Here is an 18,042-nt window from a genome sequence, read left to right on the forward strand (position 1 = left end):
ATCCTAGACTAATCTTTTACGCTCATTAGACGGCGGGATCATCAATATTTCCCGGTATTTGGCAATCGTTCTGCGTGCGACCCGGATACCCTGGCCTTCAAGTAAACTGGCGATCTTGCTGTCGCTTAACGGTTTGCGCGGGCTTTCGGCGCTGACCAGCTTGCGGATAAAGGCGCGAATGGCGGTAGACGAACACTCACCGCCGGAGGTGGTGCCCACGTGACTGGAGAAAAAATACTTGAGTTCGAAAATCCCGCGGGGGGTGTGCATGTATTTCCGGGTGGTCACTCGCGAGATGGTCGATTCGTGCATCTCTACAGCGTCCGCGATATCGTGCAAAACCAGCGGTTTCATTGCCTCCGGGCCATGTTCCAGAAAATCGCGCTGGTGTTCGACAATTCGGGTGGCGACCTTCATCAGGGTTTCATTGCGGCTGTAGAGACTTTTCAGAAACCAGCGCGCCTCCTGCAGGTTGTCCTTCAGGTAGGTATTGTCGGCACTGCTGTCAGCGCGCTTGATCAGGCTCGCATAGCCACTGTTGATACGCAAACGGGGCGCAATGTCCGGATTCAGTTCAATGACCCAGCGACCATTTTTCTTGCTCACGAAAACATCGGGTACCACGTATTCGGTGGTGTCCTCGCCAACGCCCTGGCCGGGATTCGGGTCCAGGGTCCTGATCAGGTCCAGTGCCGCCTTGAGCTGGCTCTCGCTCAGCCGCATGCGCCGCATGATCTGCTTATAGTCACCACTGCCCAGCTGGGACAAGTGCCGCGTGATCATCGCTCGCGCGTGCTCCAGCGACGGCGTACCCGCCGGCTTCTGCTGCAACTGCACCAGCAGGCACTCCTGTAAATCCCGGGTGCAGACGCCGGCGGGCTCAAACTGCTGCAGGCAGCGCAGTACGGCAGTGACCTCCTCGGGGTCGATGTCCAGCTCGGGAATGAGAGACTGGTGAATATCATCAACACTGGCCTGTAGTCGGCCATTACTGTCGGTGGCGTCAATCAGGGCGAGTGCGATAACCCGGTCGATATCCGAGAGCCTGGTGAGGTTGAGTTGCCAGCGCAGCTGGTCCTGCAGGCTGTCCGTGGCATTGTTGCGGCTATCAAAATCACCGTCGAAGCCGTCGTCACTGGCCGCGCCCGAACCCGCCGTGGACGACGGCATCAGGTCATCCCACTGGGTGTCAACGGGCAGATCTTCCGGAATGGTGCCAGGCTGCCAGTCATCCCCGGAGTCCCGCTCCGTCATGCCCTGACCCTCCTGGCTTTCCATCAGGCCATCGTTGTGGTTGTCGGCAACCGTGTCCAGGCGGGTTATGTTGTCGACCTCGGGGTCGGGTGCATAATCGTCGTCGTCCACCTCCAGCAGCGGGTTGGTATCGAGAGCCAGCTGGATTTCCTGCTGCAGGTCAAGGGTGCTGAGTTGCAACAGGCGTATGGCCAGCTGGAGCTGGGGAGTCATGGTCAGCTGTTGACCAAGTTTGAGCTGGAGCGACTGTTTCATGGTTGCGCGCAGATCACCCTGATAGTGGCCTCGGATGAGACTAAAGACCCGAGTGTAGCGCCGGGTGATATTGGCTTGCAACCGGATGGCGCGAAAATTGCTTGATATGGACGAGTCAGTGCTACCCCGGGGTCATCAGAGGTGGAAGTTTTCACCGAGATAGACCTTGCGAACCCGGGCGTTGCCAAGGATTTCTTCGGTATTGCCCTCGGCAATGATGTGTCCCTCGCCGACAATGTAGGCTTTTTCACAGATATCCAGGGTGTCCCGGACATTGTGATCGGTGATCAGCACACCGATACCGCGGCGTCGAAGATGGATGATGATGTCCTTGATGTCGGTGACCGAAATGGGGTCTACCCCGGCGAATGGTTCATCCAGCAGGATGAAGTCGGGTTCGGTGGCCAGGGCCCGGGCGATTTCGACCCGACGGCGCTCGCCGCCGGATAGCGACTGGCCCAGGCTGTCGCGCAGGTGGGTAAGGTGGAATTCTTCCAGCAGGCGGTCGCAGTGGGTGTGTCGTTCACGTTTGTTCAGGTCCGGGCGGGTCTCCAGAATGGCCAGCAGGTTGTCCTGTACCGTGAGCTTGCGAAAAATGGAGGCTTCCTGCGGCAGATAGCCGATACCCCGGCGGGCACGTTCATGCATCGGCAGCGCGGTAATGTCCTGTCCATTGAGTATAATCGACCCCTGTTCGGTGGCGATGATGCCCACGATCATGTAAAAACAGGTGGTCTTGCCGGCGCCATTGGGGCCCAGCAGACCTACCACCTGGCCACTGGAAAGCTCCAGCGAGACGTCGACCACGACCTTGCGTCCGCGATAGGACTTGGCCAGGTTACTCGCCTTGAGTTGTGCCACTGGCTGCCTCGTCATTTTGTTCGAGCGTCTGGCCGGGGATGACGACTTCCACTCTTTCATCGTCGTTGCTGCCGGACTGGGCCTTGATGCGCTGTTCGGCAAATAGATACTCAATGGTATCCCCGGTAACGATAGCGCCATTTTGTTCAATCCGTGCTTCCCGCGTAAGGTAAACCCGCTCCTCGGCCCTGAAGTACTCGATCGTGCGGGCCGCAGCGCGCACCGGTTCCTGGTCAATCTCGGGTTGCTGTTGCATACGTGCGGGCGTGCCTCTGGCGACAATTCTATCGGGCTGGTCCTGCCGGTGGTGCAGCGTGATCTTGTCGGCTTCGATCTGCAGGCTGCCCTGTTGCATGCGCACGTTGCCGGTATACACGGTAATGCCCTCGCGATCATCCCGCAGGGCCTGGTTGGCGCTGATCCGGATCGGTTGCTGGCTGTCATCGGGAAGCGCACTCGCCGCCGTGGCGAGGGTCAGCATCAGGGCCATGAAACCTGCCCTGGAAACGCGCGTCAGGAAGCGATGTGCCTCAGGAACCCGTCGGGTCATAGACACTCTCCACATTGGGACGCAGTTGAATCGTCTGTCTGTTCAAGTCTGCGAACATGCCCCCGGCGCGCAAGATACTGGTGTCTTGCCTCACGGTGACCGGCGTCGTAGAGGTCGCCGTTTTCTGTTCCAGGTTCAGTTGCATGGACTGTGTTTCAAGGGTGCCACCTGTCTGGTCATTGATGAGTAGCACGTCGTCCTGCAGAGCCAGTATGTTTGTTGCATGGACAAGTCTGCCGCGATCGGCGCTGGCGGTCCACGTGCGATCATTGCCGTCGTGGGAATAAAAGCGTGGACGCATCAATAAAGAGACATCTTCCATGCCAAAGTGTTCAACCCGGTCCGCTTCCATGACTTCCGCCAGGGATCCGTCCACGGCATAGGACCAGCTGCGCGAATTGACCAGATAGGTGCTGACGGGCTGGTTTTCCCGTATCAGCGCTGCGCTGTCGGTGGCACCGTCGCCACCGGCGATCCAGTAATACCCGGCGACCAGGGCCAGGGCGAGCCCCAGCAGTATTTGCAGTCTCAGGGCCGGGGTCACTGGTAGCCCGCTTCCAGTTCCGCCCACTGGCCGCGTGCGTTCAGCAACCACTCACAGGCTTCGCGGACGGCCCCGGCGCCGCCGTTGGCGAGGCTGCACCAGTCGGCGGCATTGCGCACCGCGGCGACCGCGTCCGCCACGCCAAGTCCCAGCCCGACCGCCTTGATGGCTGCCAGGTCCGGGAGGTCGTCTCCCATGTAGGCACACTGGGCCAGCTGCAGGTCGCGCTCCAGGCACAGCTCCCGCAGCGCCGTCAATTTGTCGGCGCGACCCTGGATCACCTTGCCGATGCCCAGTTCCGCCGCTCGACGGTCAACCATCTCCGAGTGGCGCCCGGTAATAATGGCCACCTCGACGCCAGCTTTCTGCAGGAGTCGTATGCCGATACCGTCCTTGATATTGAAGATCTTGAGCTCTGCACCGTCGCTGCTGTAAATCACCCCGCCGTCGGTTAATACGCCGTCGACGTCCAGTGCCAGCAGGCGGATTTCGCGCGCGCGTAATTGCAGGTTTTCCACATCTTTGTCGGTCATGTCAGGCAATCCCCGCATGAAGCAGGTTCATCAGGTGGATGACCCCCAGCATATGCCCGGATTCGTCCAGGACCACGAGGGAGGTAATCTCGTTTTCCTCCATGATTCGCAGCGCCTCTGCCGCGAGCATTCCGGGTGCGGCGGTCTTGGCGTCACAGGTCATCAGGGTTTCAATGGGCGTGCGCCGAACATCAATACTGTCATCCAGTGCACGGCGCAGGTCACCATCGGTAAAGATACCCAGCAACTCACCGTTATCGCCACTCACGGTGGTCATGCCCAGGCCCTTGCGACTGATCTCCAGCAGGGCCTCGGAGAGCACGGTGCTGCGATGCACCCTGGGTACGGACGCGCCGGTGTGCATTACATCGGCTACCTTGAGTAGCAGTTTTTTGCCCAGGGTTCCGCCGGGGTGTGAGAAGGCGAAGTCTTCGGCGGTAAAGCCCCGGGCCTCCAGCAGGGCAATGGCCAGTGCGTCGCCCATTACCAGCGCCGTGGTCGTACTGGATGTGGGGGCCAGGTTGAGCGGACACGCTTCTGTAGCCACGCCGGTATCAAGGTGGGCATCGGAAGCTTCTGCCAGGGGCGACGCGGCATCACCGGTCATGCTGACGAGGGGGATGCCCTGGCGTTTCAATAACGGCAGCAGGGTAATGACCTCCGGTGAGCGGCCACTGTTGGATAGTGCTATTACCGCATCATCGGCGGTGATCATGCCGATATCGCCGTGGCTGGCTTCGCCGGGATGGACAAAAAAAGCCGGTGTGCCGGTACTGGCGAGGGTGGCTGCGATCTTGGTGGCGATATGCCCCGATTTGCCCATGCCTGTAACAATGACCCGGCCACGCACCTGTAGCAGGATCTCGCAGGCGTGCGCGAAACCGCCATCAATGCGGCCTTCCAGCGCCGCGATGGCAGCGCATTCCATACGCACAGTACGTTGCCCGGAGGCGACATAGCTGTTTGATGTGTGTTCCGGCATGGCCATTGGCTCAGGGTTCAGCGAGTCTGGTAAAGCCAGTAATAATACAGGGCGTAGATTAAGAGTAACAGCACTCCAACCGTGCGCCCGATATAGGCTGTGCCATCAGCACCGGCCTTGCGGTGTTTACGGCCGAAGAAAACCGCCATCGCCAGCAGCAGGGTAAGTACCGTCATGGTCAGGTAGTCCCGCGATAATATCGCGGGTTCCAGGACTTCGGCCGACACCAGCCCCGGTATCGCCATCACCGCCAGCAGATTGAACAGGTTGGAACCGATCACATTACCTACTGCGATATCGGTATGCCCGCGCAAGGCGCCGGCAACAGTGGCGGCCAGTTCGGGGAGACTGGTGCCGACTGCGACAATAGTCAGGCCGATGATCAGTTGCGAAACGCCCAGTTGCTCTGCGATGTTGGTTGCTCCCCACACCAGGAGTTGGGAGCTGCCAATCAGCAGCAAAAAGCCGGCCGCGAACGTCAGCCACGCCCGCAGGGTGCTAAGGCCGCCCGGCGGCTCCTCGCTGAGTTCCTTTACAATAAGGTCATCCGCACGCTGGATACGTACTATTTGCACCATGATAAGGACCAGGGTGGCCAGCATCACCACGCCGTCGAGCCGGGACAGCACCCCGTCAAACAGCAGTACCGCGGCGCCCAGGGTGACGAGCAGCAATACCGGCAACTCCCTGCGGATACAGCCCGGGTGTATTTTCATGGGCACAATGACCAGGGTCGCCCCCAATACCAGGCCGATATTGGCAATATTGGAGCCGATGGCGTTACCGATGGCCAGCTCCCCCGCGTCCCTGAATGCAGCGGTAAGGGATACCAGTATCTCGGGGGCTGATGTGCCGATGGAGACAATGGTCAGCCCGATGATGATCGGCGACAGGCCCATGTTGCGGGCAATGGATGCCGCCCCGGCGACGAACAGGTCGGCGCTCCAGATCAGGATGACAAATCCGATCAGGATGGCCGCAGTAGCTAACAGCATAAACACGAATTTCCTGTTAAAGTGGGGCGAAGTGAGCGCATTGAACTGTAGCCTCCATGGCGTTGTCAAAATATCTGGCACCACGAACTTTGTGGTGCGCGATATCGTGGGATAAGGCGGCAGAGTATACAATGCGCCAACCTGGCTTGTAATTCTAATTCAAGGATCGTGTTATGAATCGACTGCTGCGTTTTGGCGCCACTGTGGTGCTTGCGCTTACGGTTTCGAGCGCTCTTGCTCTTGAAACCGATAGGGAGGAAAACCCTCACGAGGTAGTGCGTCAGGCATCGGAAGCAGTGATGTCGGAAGTGGAGGAAGCGCAGGTCTACGCGGAAGAGGAGCCGGAGCGGTTCTACAATAACCTGCAGGACATCCTCGATTCCTTCGTCGATTTTCGAGGCTTTGCCCGCAGCGTGATGGGCGCCTACGCCAGTTCCGAGCGCTATCGCTCACTGGACAAGGAGGGCCGGGCGCAACTGCGGGATCAGCTGGATCGTTTCACCGAGGTCATGCGCTCTGGCCTGGTGCGCACCTACGGCAAGGGTTTGCTGGCCTTCGCCGGCTCGAGAATCGAGCTGCCGGAACTCAGTGAGGAGGAGGCCGCGCGTTCGAGAGTCGCAGTCTCCCAGCTCATTTACGATGATGGTGGCGAACCGTACGTGCTTGTTTACCATATGGGCAAGGGTCGCGACGAGGGCTGGAAATTGCGCAACCTGGTGATCGAAGACGTTAACCTGGGTGAAATATACCGCAGCCAGTTTGAATCCGCGGCGCGCAAGTACGATGGTGATATCGACCAGGTCATTGCCAACTGGACAGCGGTAGAAATAGACGATTGAGCGAGGGGCGACACGGTGGCCTCGCCATCGTTGTCCATTTCTCCTAGAATGCGTCGCTTTTCGCCCCGTCGGGGCCAGGTTGACAGAGGACCAACAGGCTATGGATCAAGCAACGGTAACGGCACTGCTCGCGGCCCAGCTCACGGAGTGTGAGATTCAGGTGCAGGGCAGTGGTGATCGCTACGACATCACCGTCATCGGTGACATTTTTGCAGGCAAGCGACCGGTGCAGCGTCAGCAACTGGTTTACGCCGCCCTGGCTGAGCAGATTGCCGCCGGCGCCATTCACGCCGTGAACATTCGTACCTTTACCCCCGAACAATGGCAGGACCTGTCCTGAGCACCACCCCCACCTGGAGTTAACGTGGATAAACTGGTTATTCGTGGGGGGCGACCCCTCAGTGGCGAATTGCGTATCGCCGGAGCCAAGAACGCGGCTCTGCCGATTCTGGCGGCTACCCTCTTGTCAGCTGATACGGTCATTGTGCGCAACCTGCCGCATCTGCATGATATTACCACCATGATCGAACTGCTGGGTTGCATGGGCGTCGACCTTACCCTGGATGAAAAGCTCGGTATTGAGGTCAATGCCGCCAATGTATCCGGTTTTTCCGCGCCGTATGAGCTGGTTCGCACCATGCGTGCTTCCATTCTGGTGCTGGGACCCATGGTGGCCCGCTTTGGCAAGGCGCATGTCTCTTTCCCCGGGGGCTGTGCGATCGGCAGTCGCCCGGTTGATCTCCACCTCAAGGGACTGGAGGCCATGGGTGCGACAATCACCGTGGATGGCGGCTATATCAATGCCGAGGTCCAGGGCCGGCTGCGGGGTGCGAGGATCCTGATGGAGACCGTGACCGTGGGCGGTACGGAGAACCTGATGATGGCCGCTACCCTGGCACAGGGTCGAACGGTGCTTGAGAATGCGGCCCGGGAACCCGAGGTTGTCGACCTGGCGCGGTGCCTGATCGCCATGGGCGCCGAAATCACCGGCCACGGTACCGATACTATTGTCATTGACGGCGTTGAACGGCTGCACGGCTGTGAATACGCCGTTATGCCCGATCGCATTGAGACCGGCACCTATCTGGTGGCGGCCGCGGCCACGGGCGGCCGGATCATGCTCAGGGATACCTGCCCCGGGGATCTGGAAGTCGTATTGCACAAGCTGGTAGAGGCGGGCGCACAGGTCGAGCAGGGCGATGACTGGATCTCCCTGGAAATGAATGGTCGTCGGCCGCGGGCGGTCAGCATCAAAACGGCACCCTATCCCGGGTTTCCCACGGACATGCAAGCCCAGTTTACGGCCATGAACGCTATTGCCGAAGGTACCGGTACGGTTACCGAAACGGTCTTCGAGAACCGCTTGATCCAGACCCATGAGATGAACAGGATGGGCGCCCATATCGTGATCGAGGGCAATACCGCCATTATTACCGGGCAACCGCAGTTGCAGGGTGCCCCGGTAATGGCGAGTGACCTGCGGGCTTCCGCCAGCCTGGTGATTGCCGGCCTGGTAGCCCAGGGCGAAACCGTTATTGACCGCATCTACCACATCGATCGCGGTTATGAATGTATTGAGGAGAAGCTGCAGTTGCTGGGGGCGGATATCCGTCGCCAGGCTGGCTGAAAATACCTATGCAAAGACCCCTCACCATGGCGCTAACCAAGGGCCGGATCCTCAAGGAAACCCTGCCGCTGCTGGCACGCGCGGGCATTGAACCGCTGGAGGACATCGCCAAAAGTCGCAAGCTGATCTTTGCCACCAATCACGATGCCCTGCAACTGGTGGTGATACGGGGTACCGATGTGCCCACTTATGTCCGTCACGGTGCCGCCGAACTGGGTGTGGTGGGCAAGGATATCCTGCTGGAGCACGGCGCCGAGGGGCTTTATGAGCCGCTGGACCTGGGCATTGCCCGCTGCCGTTTGATGACCGCCGGGCCGGTGGGCTGGCAGGCTCGGGGCTCACGGGTGCGGGTTGCCACCAAGTTCGCCAATATTGCGCGTCGGCATTTTGCGGCCCAGGGTGTGCACGCGGATGTCATAAAGCTGTATGGCGCCATGGAACTGGCACCCATGATGAACCTGGCCGACCTGATTGTTGATATTGTCGATACCGGGAATACCTTGCGCGCCAACGGCATGGCACCGCTGGCGGAAATTGCCAGTATCAGTTCCCGGCTTATCGTGAACAAGGCGGCCATGCGTTCTCACTACGCCCATATCCAGGGCCTGATCGACAGCCTGTCGGCCGTCGTCGGAGAGGTTTGAAATGCAGCGCCTCGATACCCGGGATAGTGATTTTGCGCAACGCCTGGCCCGGCTTACCGAATGGGAGCAGGGGCTTGATGAGGCGGTTAACACCACCGTAGCGGCCATTCTGTCTGCGGTACAACAGCGCGGCGATGCGGCAGTGCTGGAATACACGGCCCGCCTTGACCATTTGCAGGCGGCGACCATGGCCGAACTTGAGGTGTCCGCGGCCCATCTCGAGGCGGCACTGGCAGCAATCCCGGTGCAGCAGCGCGAGGCCCTGGAGCAGGCGGCGGAACGGATACGCAGCTATCACCAGCATCAGCTGCAGGAGAGCTGGGAATACCGCGACGCCGAGGGCAACCTGCTGGGGCAAAAGATCACCGCCCTGGATCGGGTTGGCATCTATGTGCCGGGCGGGAAGGCCAGCTATCCGTCCTCGGTATTGATGAACGCGCTGCCGGCGAAAGTGGCCGGGGTCGCTGAAATCATCATGGTGGTGCCGGCGCCGGGCGGGGAGTTGAGCGACCTGGTGCTGGCGGCGGCGGCAGTCGCCGGCGTCGATCGGGTATTCACTATCGGTGGCGCCCAGGCCGTGGCCGCACTCGCATTTGGTACCGAGACGGTGCCCGCGGTAGACAAGATCGTCGGCCCGGGCAATATCTACGTTGCCACCGCCAAGCGCCAGGTGTTCGGTCGGGTAGGCATCGACATGATCGCCGGACCCTCGGAAATCCTGGTTATCTGCGACGGTGCCACCAATCCCGAGTGGATCGCGATGGACCTTTTTTCCCAGGCCGAACACGACGAAAATGCCCAGGCAATCCTGTTATGCCCGGATGCGGATTACCTTGATGAAGTGCAGGCTTGTATTGATCGCCTGCTGCCCACCATGGAGCGGGCGGACATCATTCGCGCTTCCCTGGCCGCGCGCGGTGCCCTGGTGCTGACCCGTGACCTGGCAGAGGCAGTGGCGATCAGTAACCAGCTGGCTCCGGAGCACCTGGAGCTGTCAGTGCTGGATCCGGAGGCGCTGTTGCCACTGGTGCGGCACGCCGGGGCGATCTTCATGGGTCGCTTCACCTCCGAGAGCCTGGGTGATTATTGCGCCGGACCCAATCACGTATTACCAACCTCTCGCAGCGCGCGGTTCTTTTCGCCACTGGGCGTGTACGACTTCCAGAAACGCAGTTCATTGATCATGTGCAGCGAACAGGGGGTACAGTCACTGGGGCGTATCGCCTCGGTACTGGCCCGGGGTGAGCAGCTCACGGCCCACGCCCGCAGTGCTGAAATGCGCCTGCAGCAGGACGACTGACACCGACAGGCCCCTAACGGCTGGGCGATTGTCGCAACGTGCCGACAATGGCCCGTAAATCAATCGATTGCTGGTTGCGCTGTACGGTGATCTCAATATTGTCGCCGGGGCGCAGTTGTGCGATACGGTGCATGGTCAGGCGACCATCCCGAGCCGGTTCGCCATCAATATGGGTGATGATGTCGCCCACCTGGATCCCCGCTCGCTGGGCCGGGCCGCCTTCAGCGACGGCGGTGACTTCCAGCAGCTGGGCCGATGGGCCGCTGCCGTCGACACCTCGTACCGGCCCGACACTCACCCCCAGCCAGCCGCGAATGACTTCGCCGTAGCGAATAAGGTCGTCCATCACAAACAGTGCCAGGTTGGCGGGAATGGCGAGGCTGATGCCGATGCCGGTTGGGGTACCCCTCGCCGGTTCATTGCCGGTATAGATCAGGGTATTGATGCCCAGCAACTGGCCCCGGGTATTGATCAGGGCGCCCCCGGAATTGCCCAGGTGAATGGTGGCGTCGGTTTGAATGTAATCTTCATACAGCGATAGCTGCAGGCCATAGCGTCCGAGTGCGGACACGATACCCTGGGTGACCGAGTGGCCGAAGCCCAGCGGGTTACCGATGGCGAGCACGACATCGCCCACCCGGGCAGTATCGGAATTGGCGAGGGCTATCGGCTGCAGGTCGGGAAGCTTGATCTGGAGTACCGCCAGGTCAGTAGCGGGATCGGTGCCAATGACCACCGCATTGGCGGAGCGACCATCGTGGAGCAGTACCTCAATGGCATCCGCTTCGTGAATCACATGATTATTGGTCAGCACATGGCCCTGGTCAGTCATGATCACGCCGGAGCCCAGTGAGCGTTCAATGCGCTGGCGTTGTGGCGCCTGGCTGGAGAATGGATTGGTGCGGGTCCCGCCTGGCCGTGTCGGTATCAGTTTGGCGGTGTAAATGTTGACAACGGCCGGGGTTGCCTGGTGTACCGCGGTTGCATAACTGCCGGTCTCGGTGGCCATGCGCGCATTACCCTCGGGCGGCAGTACCCACCGATCCAGGATCAGCAGGGCCGCCAGCAGGCCGGCAATGGTGGGCCAGGTGATGAAACGCAGGCTGGGGGGCATAGTACGAAGCCATTTGTTGATGTAGCCGCCCATTGTATATGATGGCGGCCTTCACGGCAGCCGCAAGCCCGGCTTTCATTAGATTTAGCAGGAGCGTTAACTATGTCCGTTGCACTCGATGAGCTGGTTGGTCACCTGGAAGAGACCCTGCAGCCGCAGCGTTTCCAGGATTACTGCCCCAACGGGCTGCAGGTACAGGGAAAGCCCCGGGTTGCTCGCCTGGTGACCGGTGTTACCGCGTGTCAGGCGCTGCTGGATGCCGCCATAGCCTGGCAGGCCGATGCGGTGCTGGTGCATCACGGCTATTTCTGGAAAGGCGAGTCGCCGTTGATAGTGGGCATGAAACGTCGCCGCCTGGGGCTTCTGTTGCAGCACGACGTCAGTCTCCTGGCCTATCACCTGCCGCTGGACGCGCATGTCGAACTGGGTAATAACGCCTGTCTTGGTAAACTCCTGGGTATCGTTGAGCAGTTTCCGATGGATCCATCAAAACCCGAGGCGCTGGGTAATATTGGCAGCCTGCCCGGACCGGTGCTGGCGTCGGCCCTGGTAAGTCGGCTGGCGACCCTGACCGGGCGGGCACCGTTGTATATCGGGGACCCTGATCGCCCGGTGCAGCGCCTCGCCTGGTGCACTGGCGCGGCACAGTCCTGGATAGAGGCTGCCTACGCCGCCGGCGCCGACCTGTTCATTACCGGTGAGGCTTCGGAACAGACGGTGCACTTTGCGCGGGAAGAGGGGATCGGTTTCATCGCCGCCGGCCACCATGCCACTGAACGCTATGGGGTCCAGGCCCTGGGTGAGCATCTCGCGGGCCATTTTGGTATTGAGCACCGCTTTATCGATATTGAAAACCCGGTATGACCCCGCCTGGGATCGGCCGCCATCAATCGTTGGCGGTCCTGGCTTCGAGTGGCTTATGCTGCCGGTCGATGCCGAATTCTTCGTTCAGCATACCCTTTTCTTCCGGCGAGGTTTTCGGCGCGTAGTCCAGGGGGGGCTTGATCTGGGCGAGGTGTGCGGGGATTTCACCGTCACTGTTGCGGCTTTCAAGCATGGCCAAAGATACCGGACCCCGCTCCTGGCAGAGGTTTGCAGCACCTGAAGCCAGGTGATTGTGCACATTCCGGTAGCTGTCGGTCAGGTTGTTCAGCAAGCTGGCGGCCTGGGTAAAGTGCTCAACGACCTCTTCCTCGTAGGCGCGTTTGTCCTGCTTGAGCCGGTCGAGCTCGCGCTCGGTTTCCCTCAGGCTTTTGGTGCTTGCCGACAGGCGTTTACCCAGCAGCAGGCCGATAGCGGAGCCGGCCGCGAGTGCAATGATGCCGGTAGCGACGAGAATTGTCAGACTATACACAGGGGTTCCTCATTAAAGCGGGTTAAGGCAGGTGCAGTATACCGTAATCCGGCCCGGACTCTAGACCGGCTCGTGCTCAAAACAGCACCGAGCTCCAAAAAATAGTGTCGCATCAAACCCGTTTGCCGGCTGGCGCGGCGTCCGACGTTGCCAAGAAATGCTCCCGCAGGTAGAGTGTCCGCCGATTTGCAACCCTCTCGCGACGAAATGGAACTCCGGTGGCCACGACTGGCATGACCCCCTGGCAGCGCTATCAGGCTGACCTCGAGCAGCCCGACTTTGTGCATGATCAGGCGCAGGAAGAGGCGGTGCGCTTGTTGCAGGAGCTTTATGACCGTTTGCTGGCCCGGCACCGGCAGTCGTTGCGCTGGTGGCAGCGGCTGCGCCGGTCGACGCCCGAGCCCGAGATCGGCCTGTACCTGTGGGGTGGGGTCGGCCGTGGCAAGACCTATCTGGTGGATACGTTCTACGAATGCCTGCCGCTGCCGAACAAGACACGGGTACACTTTCACCGTTTCATGCAACGCGTTCATGTGCAGTTGAGGGAATTCGCCGGTGAGAAGAACCCGCTGGAGCTGGTTGCCGATCAGCTCGCGAGTGAAGCCGGCGTGATATGCTTTGACGAATTCTTTGTTACCGATATTGCTGATGCAATGATCCTGGGGGGGCTGATGGAAGCCCTGTTCGAGCGCGGCGTGACGCTGGTGGCCACGTCCAACATAGAGCCCCACCGCCTCTACGAGAACGGTTTGCAGCGGCAGCGTTTCCTGCCGGCGATCGCCCTGATTGAACGCTACACCAAAGTGGTGAATGTCGATGCCGGGGTTGACTATCGCCTGCGCACACTCGAGCAGGCGGAGCTGTATCATTGCCCGCTTGACGAGGCCGCAGATCTCAGTCTGCGGCAGAGCTTCGAGCGCCTGGCGCCGCATCCCGGACATGCCGGCGCAAGCCTGTCGGTCAATGGGCGCGAATTGCGCACCCGCAGCCTGGCGGACGACGTGGTGTGGTTTGATTTCGCCGAGCTGTGTGAGGGGCCGCGTTCGCAGAATGATTACATTGAGCTGGCGCGAATTTTTCATGCCGTGGTGCTATCCGCAGTGCCGGCTATGGGTTCAGCCAATGATGATGCCGCCCGTCGCTTCATCAACCTGGTGGATGAATTCTACGATCGCAATGTAAAACTGGTAATGGCTGCTGACAGGCCCTTGCTGGAACTGTATGATGGGCGCCGCCTGAGGTTCGAGTTCCAGCGGACCGTGTCCCGTTTGCAGGAAATGCAGTCGCACGAGTACCTGGCCAGGGAGCATCGTCCCTGAGTGGCTGCGTCACGGCGGGGACGTGACCGCGCGGTGCCCTCATGCGGCCGGCAGGCGCTGTGCGGCATGACAACAATGTTTTTTTTGAGCTTGAAAAGCGGCGAGTGAAGCAGTAGTATTCGCCCTCTTGAAATTGGAGCCCTCCACAAGGCGTTTATTGATGAAAACTTTTAGTGCCAAAGCCGAAGATGTGACCCACGACTGGTTCGTGGTCGACGCTTCCGACAAGACCCTGGGGCGCCTGGCGAGTGAGATTGCACGTCGTCTGCGCGGCAAACACAAGGCAGAATACACACCTCACGTTGATACCGGCGACTATATCGTGGTCATCAACGCCGAGAAGATACAGGTGACTGGCGCCAAGGCGTCGGACAAAATGTATCACCACCACACCGGTTTCATCGGTGGCCTGAAGTCTATTTCCTTCGAGAAGCTTATCGTCAAGGCGCCTGAGCGGGTCCTGCAGACCGCCGTCAAGGGCATGTTGCCGCGCAACCCTCTGGGTCGGGCCATGTTCAAGAAGCTGAAGGTGTATGCGGGCAATGAGCATCCGCATACCGCGCAGCAGCCGCAAGCACTGAACATCTAACGGAAACTATTTATGTCAGCAACCCAGTATTACGGAACCGGTCGTCGCAAGACATCCACTGCCCGCGTCTTCATCAAGAACGGCGAAGGCAGCATCACGGTGAACAAGCGTCCCCTCGACCAGTACTTTGGCCGTGAAGTCGCGCGCATGATCGTGCGCCAGCCGCTTGAGCTGGTAGAGCTGGTCAGCAAGTTTGACATCAATGTGACCGTGGAAGGCGGTGGCAGCTTCGGCCAGGCCGGCGCCATTCGCCACGGGATTACCCGCGCCCTCATGGACTACGATGAGTCACTGCGTGGCGTCCTGCGTCGTGCCGGCTACGTCACCCGTGATGCCCGGGAAGTTGAGCGCAAGAAAGTGGGTCTGCGCAAGGCACGTAAGCGTCCCCAGTACTCCAAGCGCTGAGTGCGGTTGGCCTTTCAGGCCGGCTGCCATGTCTCGAAGACGTCCGGTTTGGAAATCAGGCCGGGCGTTTTTTTGTTTTGGGAAAGCGTCATTGGTACGTCTTCCCGGCCCGTAAATCGGGCATCTGCCTTGTTACCAACAGGCAAAGTCATTACTATTTGCACCGTTTTGCGAAGTGGTCCCCTCGGTCAGGCAGTTGCATGCACTGGGCCGGTAATTAGGAGAAGTAAGCATGAGTAGCGATGGCGTTAACACTGGCAGGAGACGCTTCCTGACGGCTGCGACAAGCGTGGTAGGCGTTGCCGGTATTGTCGGTGTGGCGGTGCCCTTTGTGGGTTCCTGGCGGCCCTCGGCCAAGGCCAAGGCGGCCGGTGCCCCGGTCAAAGCCGATATCAGTAAACTGGAACCGGGCCAGATGATCGTGGTCGAGTGGCGCGGCAAGCCGGTCTATGTTCTGCACCGCACCGAGTCACAGCTGGCCGACCTCGACAAGCTGACTGCCGAGCTGAAGGATCCGGATTCCTCCATATCCACCCAGCCCGATTACATCTCAGGGGTTGAGCGCGCCATTCGCCCGGCAATCCTGGTTGCCGAAGGGCTCTGCACCCACCTGGGGTGTGCCCCGAAATTCCGCCCCGAAGTGGGTGCGGCCGACCTCGGTGGCGACGAGTGGCTGGGTGGCTTCTTCTGCCCCTGTCACGGCTCCAAATTTGATTTGTCCGGCCGCGTTTATTCCGGCGTTCCGGCATCGACCAACCTGGTGATACCACCTTATTCCTATGAGAGTGACGCCGTCCTGGTAATTGGCGTGGACGCGGAGGCAGCCTGATGACCAAAGTACTTGTCGGATTACGCGATTGGGTTGATGAGCGCCTGCCTATCATGCGTGCGTGGAACACCCACATGGGGCAGTACTATGCCCCCAAGAACTTCAACTTCTGGTATTTTTTCGGGGTGTTGTCACTGGTCGTGCTGGTCAACCAGCTGCTGACCGGTATCTGGCTGACCATGAACTATACGCCCAGCGCAGAGGAGGCTTTCGCCTCCGTCGAATATATCATGCGCGACGTCGATTACGGCTGGATTCTGCGCTACATGCATTCGACCGGCGCCTCGGCATTCTTTGTCGTTGTCTACCTGCACATGTTCCGCGCCCTGATATACGGGTCATACAAGAAGCCCAGGGAGCTGATCTGGATCTTCGGCATGCTGATTTTCGTGGTGCTGATGGCCGAGGCGTTTGTCGGCTACGTGTTGCCCTGGGGGCAGATGTCCTACTGGGGTGCCCAGGTGATCATCTCCCTGTTCGGTGCCATCCCGGTGGTCGGTGAAGGCCTGGTGACCTGGATACGCGGTGACTTCCTGATTTCCGGGGCAACCCTGAACCGGTTCTTTGCACTGCACGTGGTTGCCCTGCCGATTGTGTTGCTGGCCCTGGTCGTACTGCACCTGCTGGCGCTGCACGAAGTAGGCTCCAATAACCCTGATGGCGTTGACATCAAGAAGCACAAGGGCCCCAATGGCGTGCCCCTGGACGGTGTGGCTTTCCATCCGTACTACTCGGTGCACGACCTGCAGGCCATTGCGGTATTCCTGTTCATTTTCTGTGCGGTCATGTTCTTCATGCCGGAAATGGGAGGGTTCTTCCTGGAGTACGCCAACTTTGAAGAGGCCAACCCGCTGAAGACCCCGGACCATATTGCGCCGGTGTGGTATTTCACCCCGTTCTATTCGGTGCTGCGTGCGGTGCCGGACAAATTCTGGGGCTTTATCGCCTTTGCCGCCTCGGTCGCGATTCCCTTTATTCTCCCCTGGATGGATCGCAGCCCGGTAAGGTCCTGGCGCTATAGGGGCAACATCAACAAGGTGATGTTGATGCTGTTTGTCGCCTCATTCCTGATTCTGGGTGTGTTGGGGGTCAAGTCACCAACGCCTGAGCGCACCTTGCTGGCGCAGATATGCTCGGTATTCTACTTTGCCTTCTTCCTGTTGATGCCCATCTGGTCGTCGCTGGACAAGACCAAACCGGTGCCCGAGCGGATAACCATGGATGGAGGCATCGGCTTCTGGGGCAGTATGGGTGGCCTGGCGATTATCCTGGCGCTCACCTTCATACCGCTGAAGGTCGTCGGCGCCGAAGCTGCTTACAATTGTGGCAGTATTCCCTGCGATGAGATTGAAGTGGACCCCCTGGACCAGCCCTCGCTGCAAAATGGCGCCAAGGTGTACATGAATTACTGCATGGGGTGCCACTCCCTGCAATATTCGCGTTACCTGCGGGTGGCTGAAGACATCGGCATCCCGAAAGACCTGTTTGAAGCCAACCTGATGTTCGACCCGGATGTCAGGATCGGGTCGCTGATGCATAACGCCATGCCCAAGCCCGAAGCCAAGGTATGGTTCGGTGCGGCCCCCCCGGACCTGACCCTGGTGGCGCGCGCTCGCAACCCCGACTGGCTGTACACCTACCTGCGCACCTTCTATCGCGACGACAGCCGCCCCTACGGTGTCAATAACAAGGTGTTCAAGGACGTGGGCATGCCCCATGTCCTGCTTGAACTGCAGGGGATGCAGGAATGTGCGATGGGACCGGTCAAGGCCGCCAACGGCGGCATCAAGCGTGACCCGCTGACAGGCGAGCCAATCCTCGAGGACCCGTGTGGACGCTTCACCCTGAGTGAGGAAGGCAGCATGACGCCGGAACAGTTTGACGAGTCGATGTATGACCTGGTCAACTTCCTGGCGTATACTGCTGAACCGATGGCGGCGGAGCGCCAGCGCATCGGTATCTTTGTGTTACTCTTCATAGCCCTGTTTTTTGTCTTCACCTGGCTGTTGAATCGCGAATACTGGAAAGATATACACTAATGCTTCCCT

21 protein-coding genes are annotated in these 18,042 nt (G+C 59.9%); 12 read left to right on the plus strand and 9 right to left on the minus strand.

The features are described 5' to 3' along the window. Positions 1 to 3: 3 nt before the first annotated feature. Positions 4 to 1,509, minus strand: a complete 1,506-nt coding sequence (locus tag CWI75_RS05560) for an RNA polymerase factor sigma-54 (protein ID WP_101520508.1) — start codon at positions 1,507 to 1,509, stop codon at positions 4 to 6. On the opposite strand from CWI75_RS05560, the gene CWI75_RS18375 reads away from it, so the two are divergent. Beyond that, positions 1,477 to 1,614: a hypothetical protein gene (locus CWI75_RS18375; protein ID WP_162299997.1), complete on the plus strand. Its 138-nt coding sequence runs from the start codon at positions 1,477 to 1,479 to the stop codon at positions 1,612 to 1,614. The genes CWI75_RS05560 and CWI75_RS18375 overlap by 33 nt on opposite strands. A 30-nt stretch (positions 1,615 to 1,644) precedes the next feature. Here CWI75_RS18375 and lptB read toward each other — a convergent pair whose 3' ends face one another. The 6 genes from lptB to CWI75_RS05590 are packed head-to-tail and all read right to left on the minus strand — an operon-like array spanning position 1,645 to position 5,974. Then, a complete protein-coding gene (lptB, locus tag CWI75_RS05565; protein ID WP_101520509.1) occupies positions 1,645 to 2,370 on the minus strand; it encodes an LPS export ABC transporter ATP-binding protein in 726 nt (241 codons plus the stop codon). Next, a complete protein-coding gene (lptA, locus tag CWI75_RS05570) occupies positions 2,348 to 2,920 on the minus strand; it encodes a lipopolysaccharide transport periplasmic protein LptA (protein ID WP_162300001.1) in 573 nt (190 codons plus the stop codon). The genes lptB and lptA overlap by 23 nt, the downstream gene beginning before the upstream one ends. After that, positions 2,901 to 3,464: an LPS export ABC transporter periplasmic protein LptC gene (lptC, locus tag CWI75_RS05575; protein WP_162300002.1), complete on the minus strand. Its 564-nt coding sequence runs from the start codon at positions 3,462 to 3,464 to the stop codon at positions 2,901 to 2,903. Before lptC ends, lptA begins: the two co-directional genes overlap by 20 nt. Further along, on the minus strand, positions 3,461 to 3,997 hold the full coding sequence (locus CWI75_RS05580) for a KdsC family phosphatase (RefSeq protein ID WP_101520512.1): 537 nt from the start codon (positions 3,995 to 3,997) through the stop codon (positions 3,461 to 3,463). Before CWI75_RS05580 ends, lptC begins: the two co-directional genes overlap by 4 nt. Position 3,998: 1 nt before the next feature. Next, positions 3,999 to 4,979 carry a KpsF/GutQ family sugar-phosphate isomerase gene (locus CWI75_RS05585; RefSeq protein ID WP_241521089.1) on the minus strand — a complete coding sequence of 327 codons (981 nt, stop codon included), beginning with the start codon at positions 4,977 to 4,979 and terminating at the stop codon, positions 3,999 to 4,001. 17 nt (positions 4,980 to 4,996) lie between these two features. Continuing rightward, positions 4,997 to 5,974 carry a calcium/sodium antiporter gene (locus CWI75_RS05590; protein ID WP_101520513.1) on the minus strand — a complete coding sequence of 326 codons (978 nt, stop codon included), beginning with the start codon at positions 5,972 to 5,974 and terminating at the stop codon, positions 4,997 to 4,999. A 173-nt stretch (positions 5,975 to 6,147) separates the two neighbouring features. On the opposite strand from CWI75_RS05590, the gene CWI75_RS05595 reads away from it, so the two are divergent. The 5 genes from CWI75_RS05595 (at position 6,148) to hisD (ending at position 10,384) form a co-directional block, all read left to right on the plus strand. Beyond that, positions 6,148 to 6,813: an MlaC/ttg2D family ABC transporter substrate-binding protein gene (locus tag CWI75_RS05595; RefSeq protein ID WP_101520514.1), complete on the plus strand. Its 666-nt coding sequence runs from the start codon at positions 6,148 to 6,150 to the stop codon at positions 6,811 to 6,813. A gap of 100 nt (positions 6,814 to 6,913) precedes the next feature. Beyond that, the gene (locus CWI75_RS05600) at positions 6,914 to 7,153 is read left to right on the plus strand and encodes a BolA family protein (RefSeq protein WP_101520515.1); all 240 of its coding nucleotides are present in this window, start codon (positions 6,914 to 6,916) and stop codon (positions 7,151 to 7,153) included. A gap of 24 nt (positions 7,154 to 7,177) precedes the next feature. Beyond that, positions 7,178 to 8,440 (plus strand): UDP-N-acetylglucosamine 1-carboxyvinyltransferase, encoded by a 1,263-nt coding sequence (murA, locus tag CWI75_RS05605; RefSeq protein ID WP_101520516.1) that lies wholly within the window; start codon positions 7,178 to 7,180, stop codon positions 8,438 to 8,440. 8 nt (positions 8,441 to 8,448) lie between these two features. Beyond that, entirely contained in the window at positions 8,449 to 9,084 is a 636-nt protein-coding gene (gene hisG / locus CWI75_RS05610) for an ATP phosphoribosyltransferase (RefSeq protein WP_101520517.1), read from the plus strand. Between the two features lies 1 nt (position 9,085). After that, positions 9,086 to 10,384, plus strand: coding sequence for a histidinol dehydrogenase (hisD, locus tag CWI75_RS05615; RefSeq protein ID WP_101520518.1), 1,299 nt, complete (start codon positions 9,086 to 9,088; stop codon positions 10,382 to 10,384). A gap of 13 nt (positions 10,385 to 10,397) precedes the next feature. Here hisD and CWI75_RS05620 read toward each other — a convergent pair whose 3' ends face one another. Then, positions 10,398 to 11,498 (minus strand): S1C family serine protease, encoded by a 1,101-nt coding sequence (locus CWI75_RS05620; protein ID WP_101520979.1) that lies wholly within the window; start codon positions 11,496 to 11,498, stop codon positions 10,398 to 10,400. A gap of 102 nt (positions 11,499 to 11,600) precedes the next feature. Here CWI75_RS05620 and CWI75_RS05625 point away from each other — a divergent pair, with 102 nt between their 5' ends. Further along, positions 11,601 to 12,362, plus strand: a complete 762-nt coding sequence (locus tag CWI75_RS05625; protein ID WP_101520519.1) for a Nif3-like dinuclear metal center hexameric protein — start codon at positions 11,601 to 11,603, stop codon at positions 12,360 to 12,362. A 22-nt stretch (positions 12,363 to 12,384) separates the two neighbouring features. On the opposite strand, the gene CWI75_RS05630 is transcribed toward CWI75_RS05625, so the two are convergent. Further along, a complete protein-coding gene (locus tag CWI75_RS05630; protein ID WP_101520520.1) occupies positions 12,385 to 12,852 on the minus strand; it encodes a Z-ring associated ZapG family protein in 468 nt (155 codons plus the stop codon). A 233-nt stretch (positions 12,853 to 13,085) separates the two neighbouring features. Here CWI75_RS05630 and zapE point away from each other — a divergent pair, with 233 nt between their 5' ends. From zapE to CWI75_RS05655, 5 genes are all read left to right on the plus strand, one after another. Beyond that, positions 13,086 to 14,171, plus strand: a complete 1,086-nt coding sequence (gene zapE, locus CWI75_RS05635) for a cell division protein ZapE (RefSeq protein WP_101520521.1) — start codon at positions 13,086 to 13,088, stop codon at positions 14,169 to 14,171. Positions 14,172 to 14,331: 160 nt separating this feature from the next. After that, positions 14,332 to 14,760 (plus strand): 50S ribosomal protein L13, encoded by a 429-nt coding sequence (gene rplM / locus CWI75_RS05640; RefSeq protein ID WP_101520522.1) that lies wholly within the window; start codon positions 14,332 to 14,334, stop codon positions 14,758 to 14,760. Between the two features lie 12 nt (positions 14,761 to 14,772). After that, on the plus strand, positions 14,773 to 15,165 hold the full coding sequence (gene rpsI / locus CWI75_RS05645) for a 30S ribosomal protein S9 (RefSeq protein WP_101520523.1): 393 nt from the start codon (positions 14,773 to 14,775) through the stop codon (positions 15,163 to 15,165). Positions 15,166 to 15,397: 232 nt separating this feature from the next. Further along, positions 15,398 to 15,994: a ubiquinol-cytochrome c reductase iron-sulfur subunit gene (gene petA / locus CWI75_RS05650; protein ID WP_101520524.1), complete on the plus strand. Its 597-nt coding sequence runs from the start codon at positions 15,398 to 15,400 to the stop codon at positions 15,992 to 15,994. Beyond that, complete coding sequence (locus tag CWI75_RS05655) at positions 15,994 to 18,033, plus strand: ubiquinol-cytochrome c reductase (protein WP_101520525.1); 2,040 nt, start codon at positions 15,994 to 15,996, stop codon at positions 18,031 to 18,033. The genes petA and CWI75_RS05655 overlap by 1 nt, the downstream gene beginning before the upstream one ends. The last annotated feature ends 9 nt before the right edge of the window (positions 18,034 to 18,042 follow it).

The sequence above is a fragment of the Kineobactrum sediminis genome, assembly GCF_002868715.1.
In the GTDB taxonomy this organism is placed as follows: domain Bacteria; phylum Pseudomonadota; class Gammaproteobacteria; order Pseudomonadales; family Halieaceae; genus Kineobactrum; species Kineobactrum sediminis.

Bases quoted from the DNA above. Each gene is read 5' to 3' on its own strand.
- lptA (WP_162300001.1), bottom strand. From the start codon at position 2,920: ATGACCCGACGGGTTCCTGAGGCACATCGCTTCCTGACGCGCGTTTCC.
- rpsI (WP_101520523.1), top strand. From the start codon at position 14,773: ATGTCAGCAACCCAGTATTACGGAACCGGTCGTCGCAAGACATCCACT.
- hisD (WP_101520518.1), top strand. From the start codon at position 9,086: ATGCAGCGCCTCGATACCCGGGATAGTGATTTTGCGCAACGCCTGGCC.
- petA (WP_101520524.1), top strand. From the start codon at position 15,398: ATGAGTAGCGATGGCGTTAACACTGGCAGGAGACGCTTCCTGACGGCT.
- CWI75_RS05625 (WP_101520519.1), top strand. From the start codon at position 11,601: ATGTCCGTTGCACTCGATGAGCTGGTTGGTCACCTGGAAGAGACCCTG.
- CWI75_RS05580 (WP_101520512.1), bottom strand. From the start codon at position 3,997: ATGACCGACAAAGATGTGGAAAACCTGCAATTACGCGCGCGCGAAATC.
- CWI75_RS05585 (WP_241521089.1), bottom strand. From the start codon at position 4,979: ATGCCGGAACACACATCAAACAGCTATGTCGCCTCCGGGCAACGTACT.
- CWI75_RS05560 (WP_101520508.1), bottom strand. From the start codon at position 1,509: ATGAAACAGTCGCTCCAGCTCAAACTTGGTCAACAGCTGACCATGACT.
- zapE (WP_101520521.1), top strand. From the start codon at position 13,086: ATGACCCCCTGGCAGCGCTATCAGGCTGACCTCGAGCAGCCCGACTTT.
- CWI75_RS05620 (WP_101520979.1), bottom strand. From the start codon at position 11,498: ATGCCCCCCAGCCTGCGTTTCATCACCTGGCCCACCATTGCCGGCCTG.
- CWI75_RS05595 (WP_101520514.1), top strand. From the start codon at position 6,148: ATGAATCGACTGCTGCGTTTTGGCGCCACTGTGGTGCTTGCGCTTACG.
- hisG (WP_101520517.1), top strand. From the start codon at position 8,449: ATGCAAAGACCCCTCACCATGGCGCTAACCAAGGGCCGGATCCTCAAG.
- CWI75_RS05600 (WP_101520515.1), top strand. From the start codon at position 6,914: ATGGATCAAGCAACGGTAACGGCACTGCTCGCGGCCCAGCTCACGGAG.
- CWI75_RS05590 (WP_101520513.1), bottom strand. From the start codon at position 5,974: ATGCTGTTAGCTACTGCGGCCATCCTGATCGGATTTGTCATCCTGATC.
- rplM (WP_101520522.1), top strand. From the start codon at position 14,332: ATGAAAACTTTTAGTGCCAAAGCCGAAGATGTGACCCACGACTGGTTC.
- CWI75_RS05655 (WP_101520525.1), top strand. From the start codon at position 15,994: ATGACCAAAGTACTTGTCGGATTACGCGATTGGGTTGATGAGCGCCTG.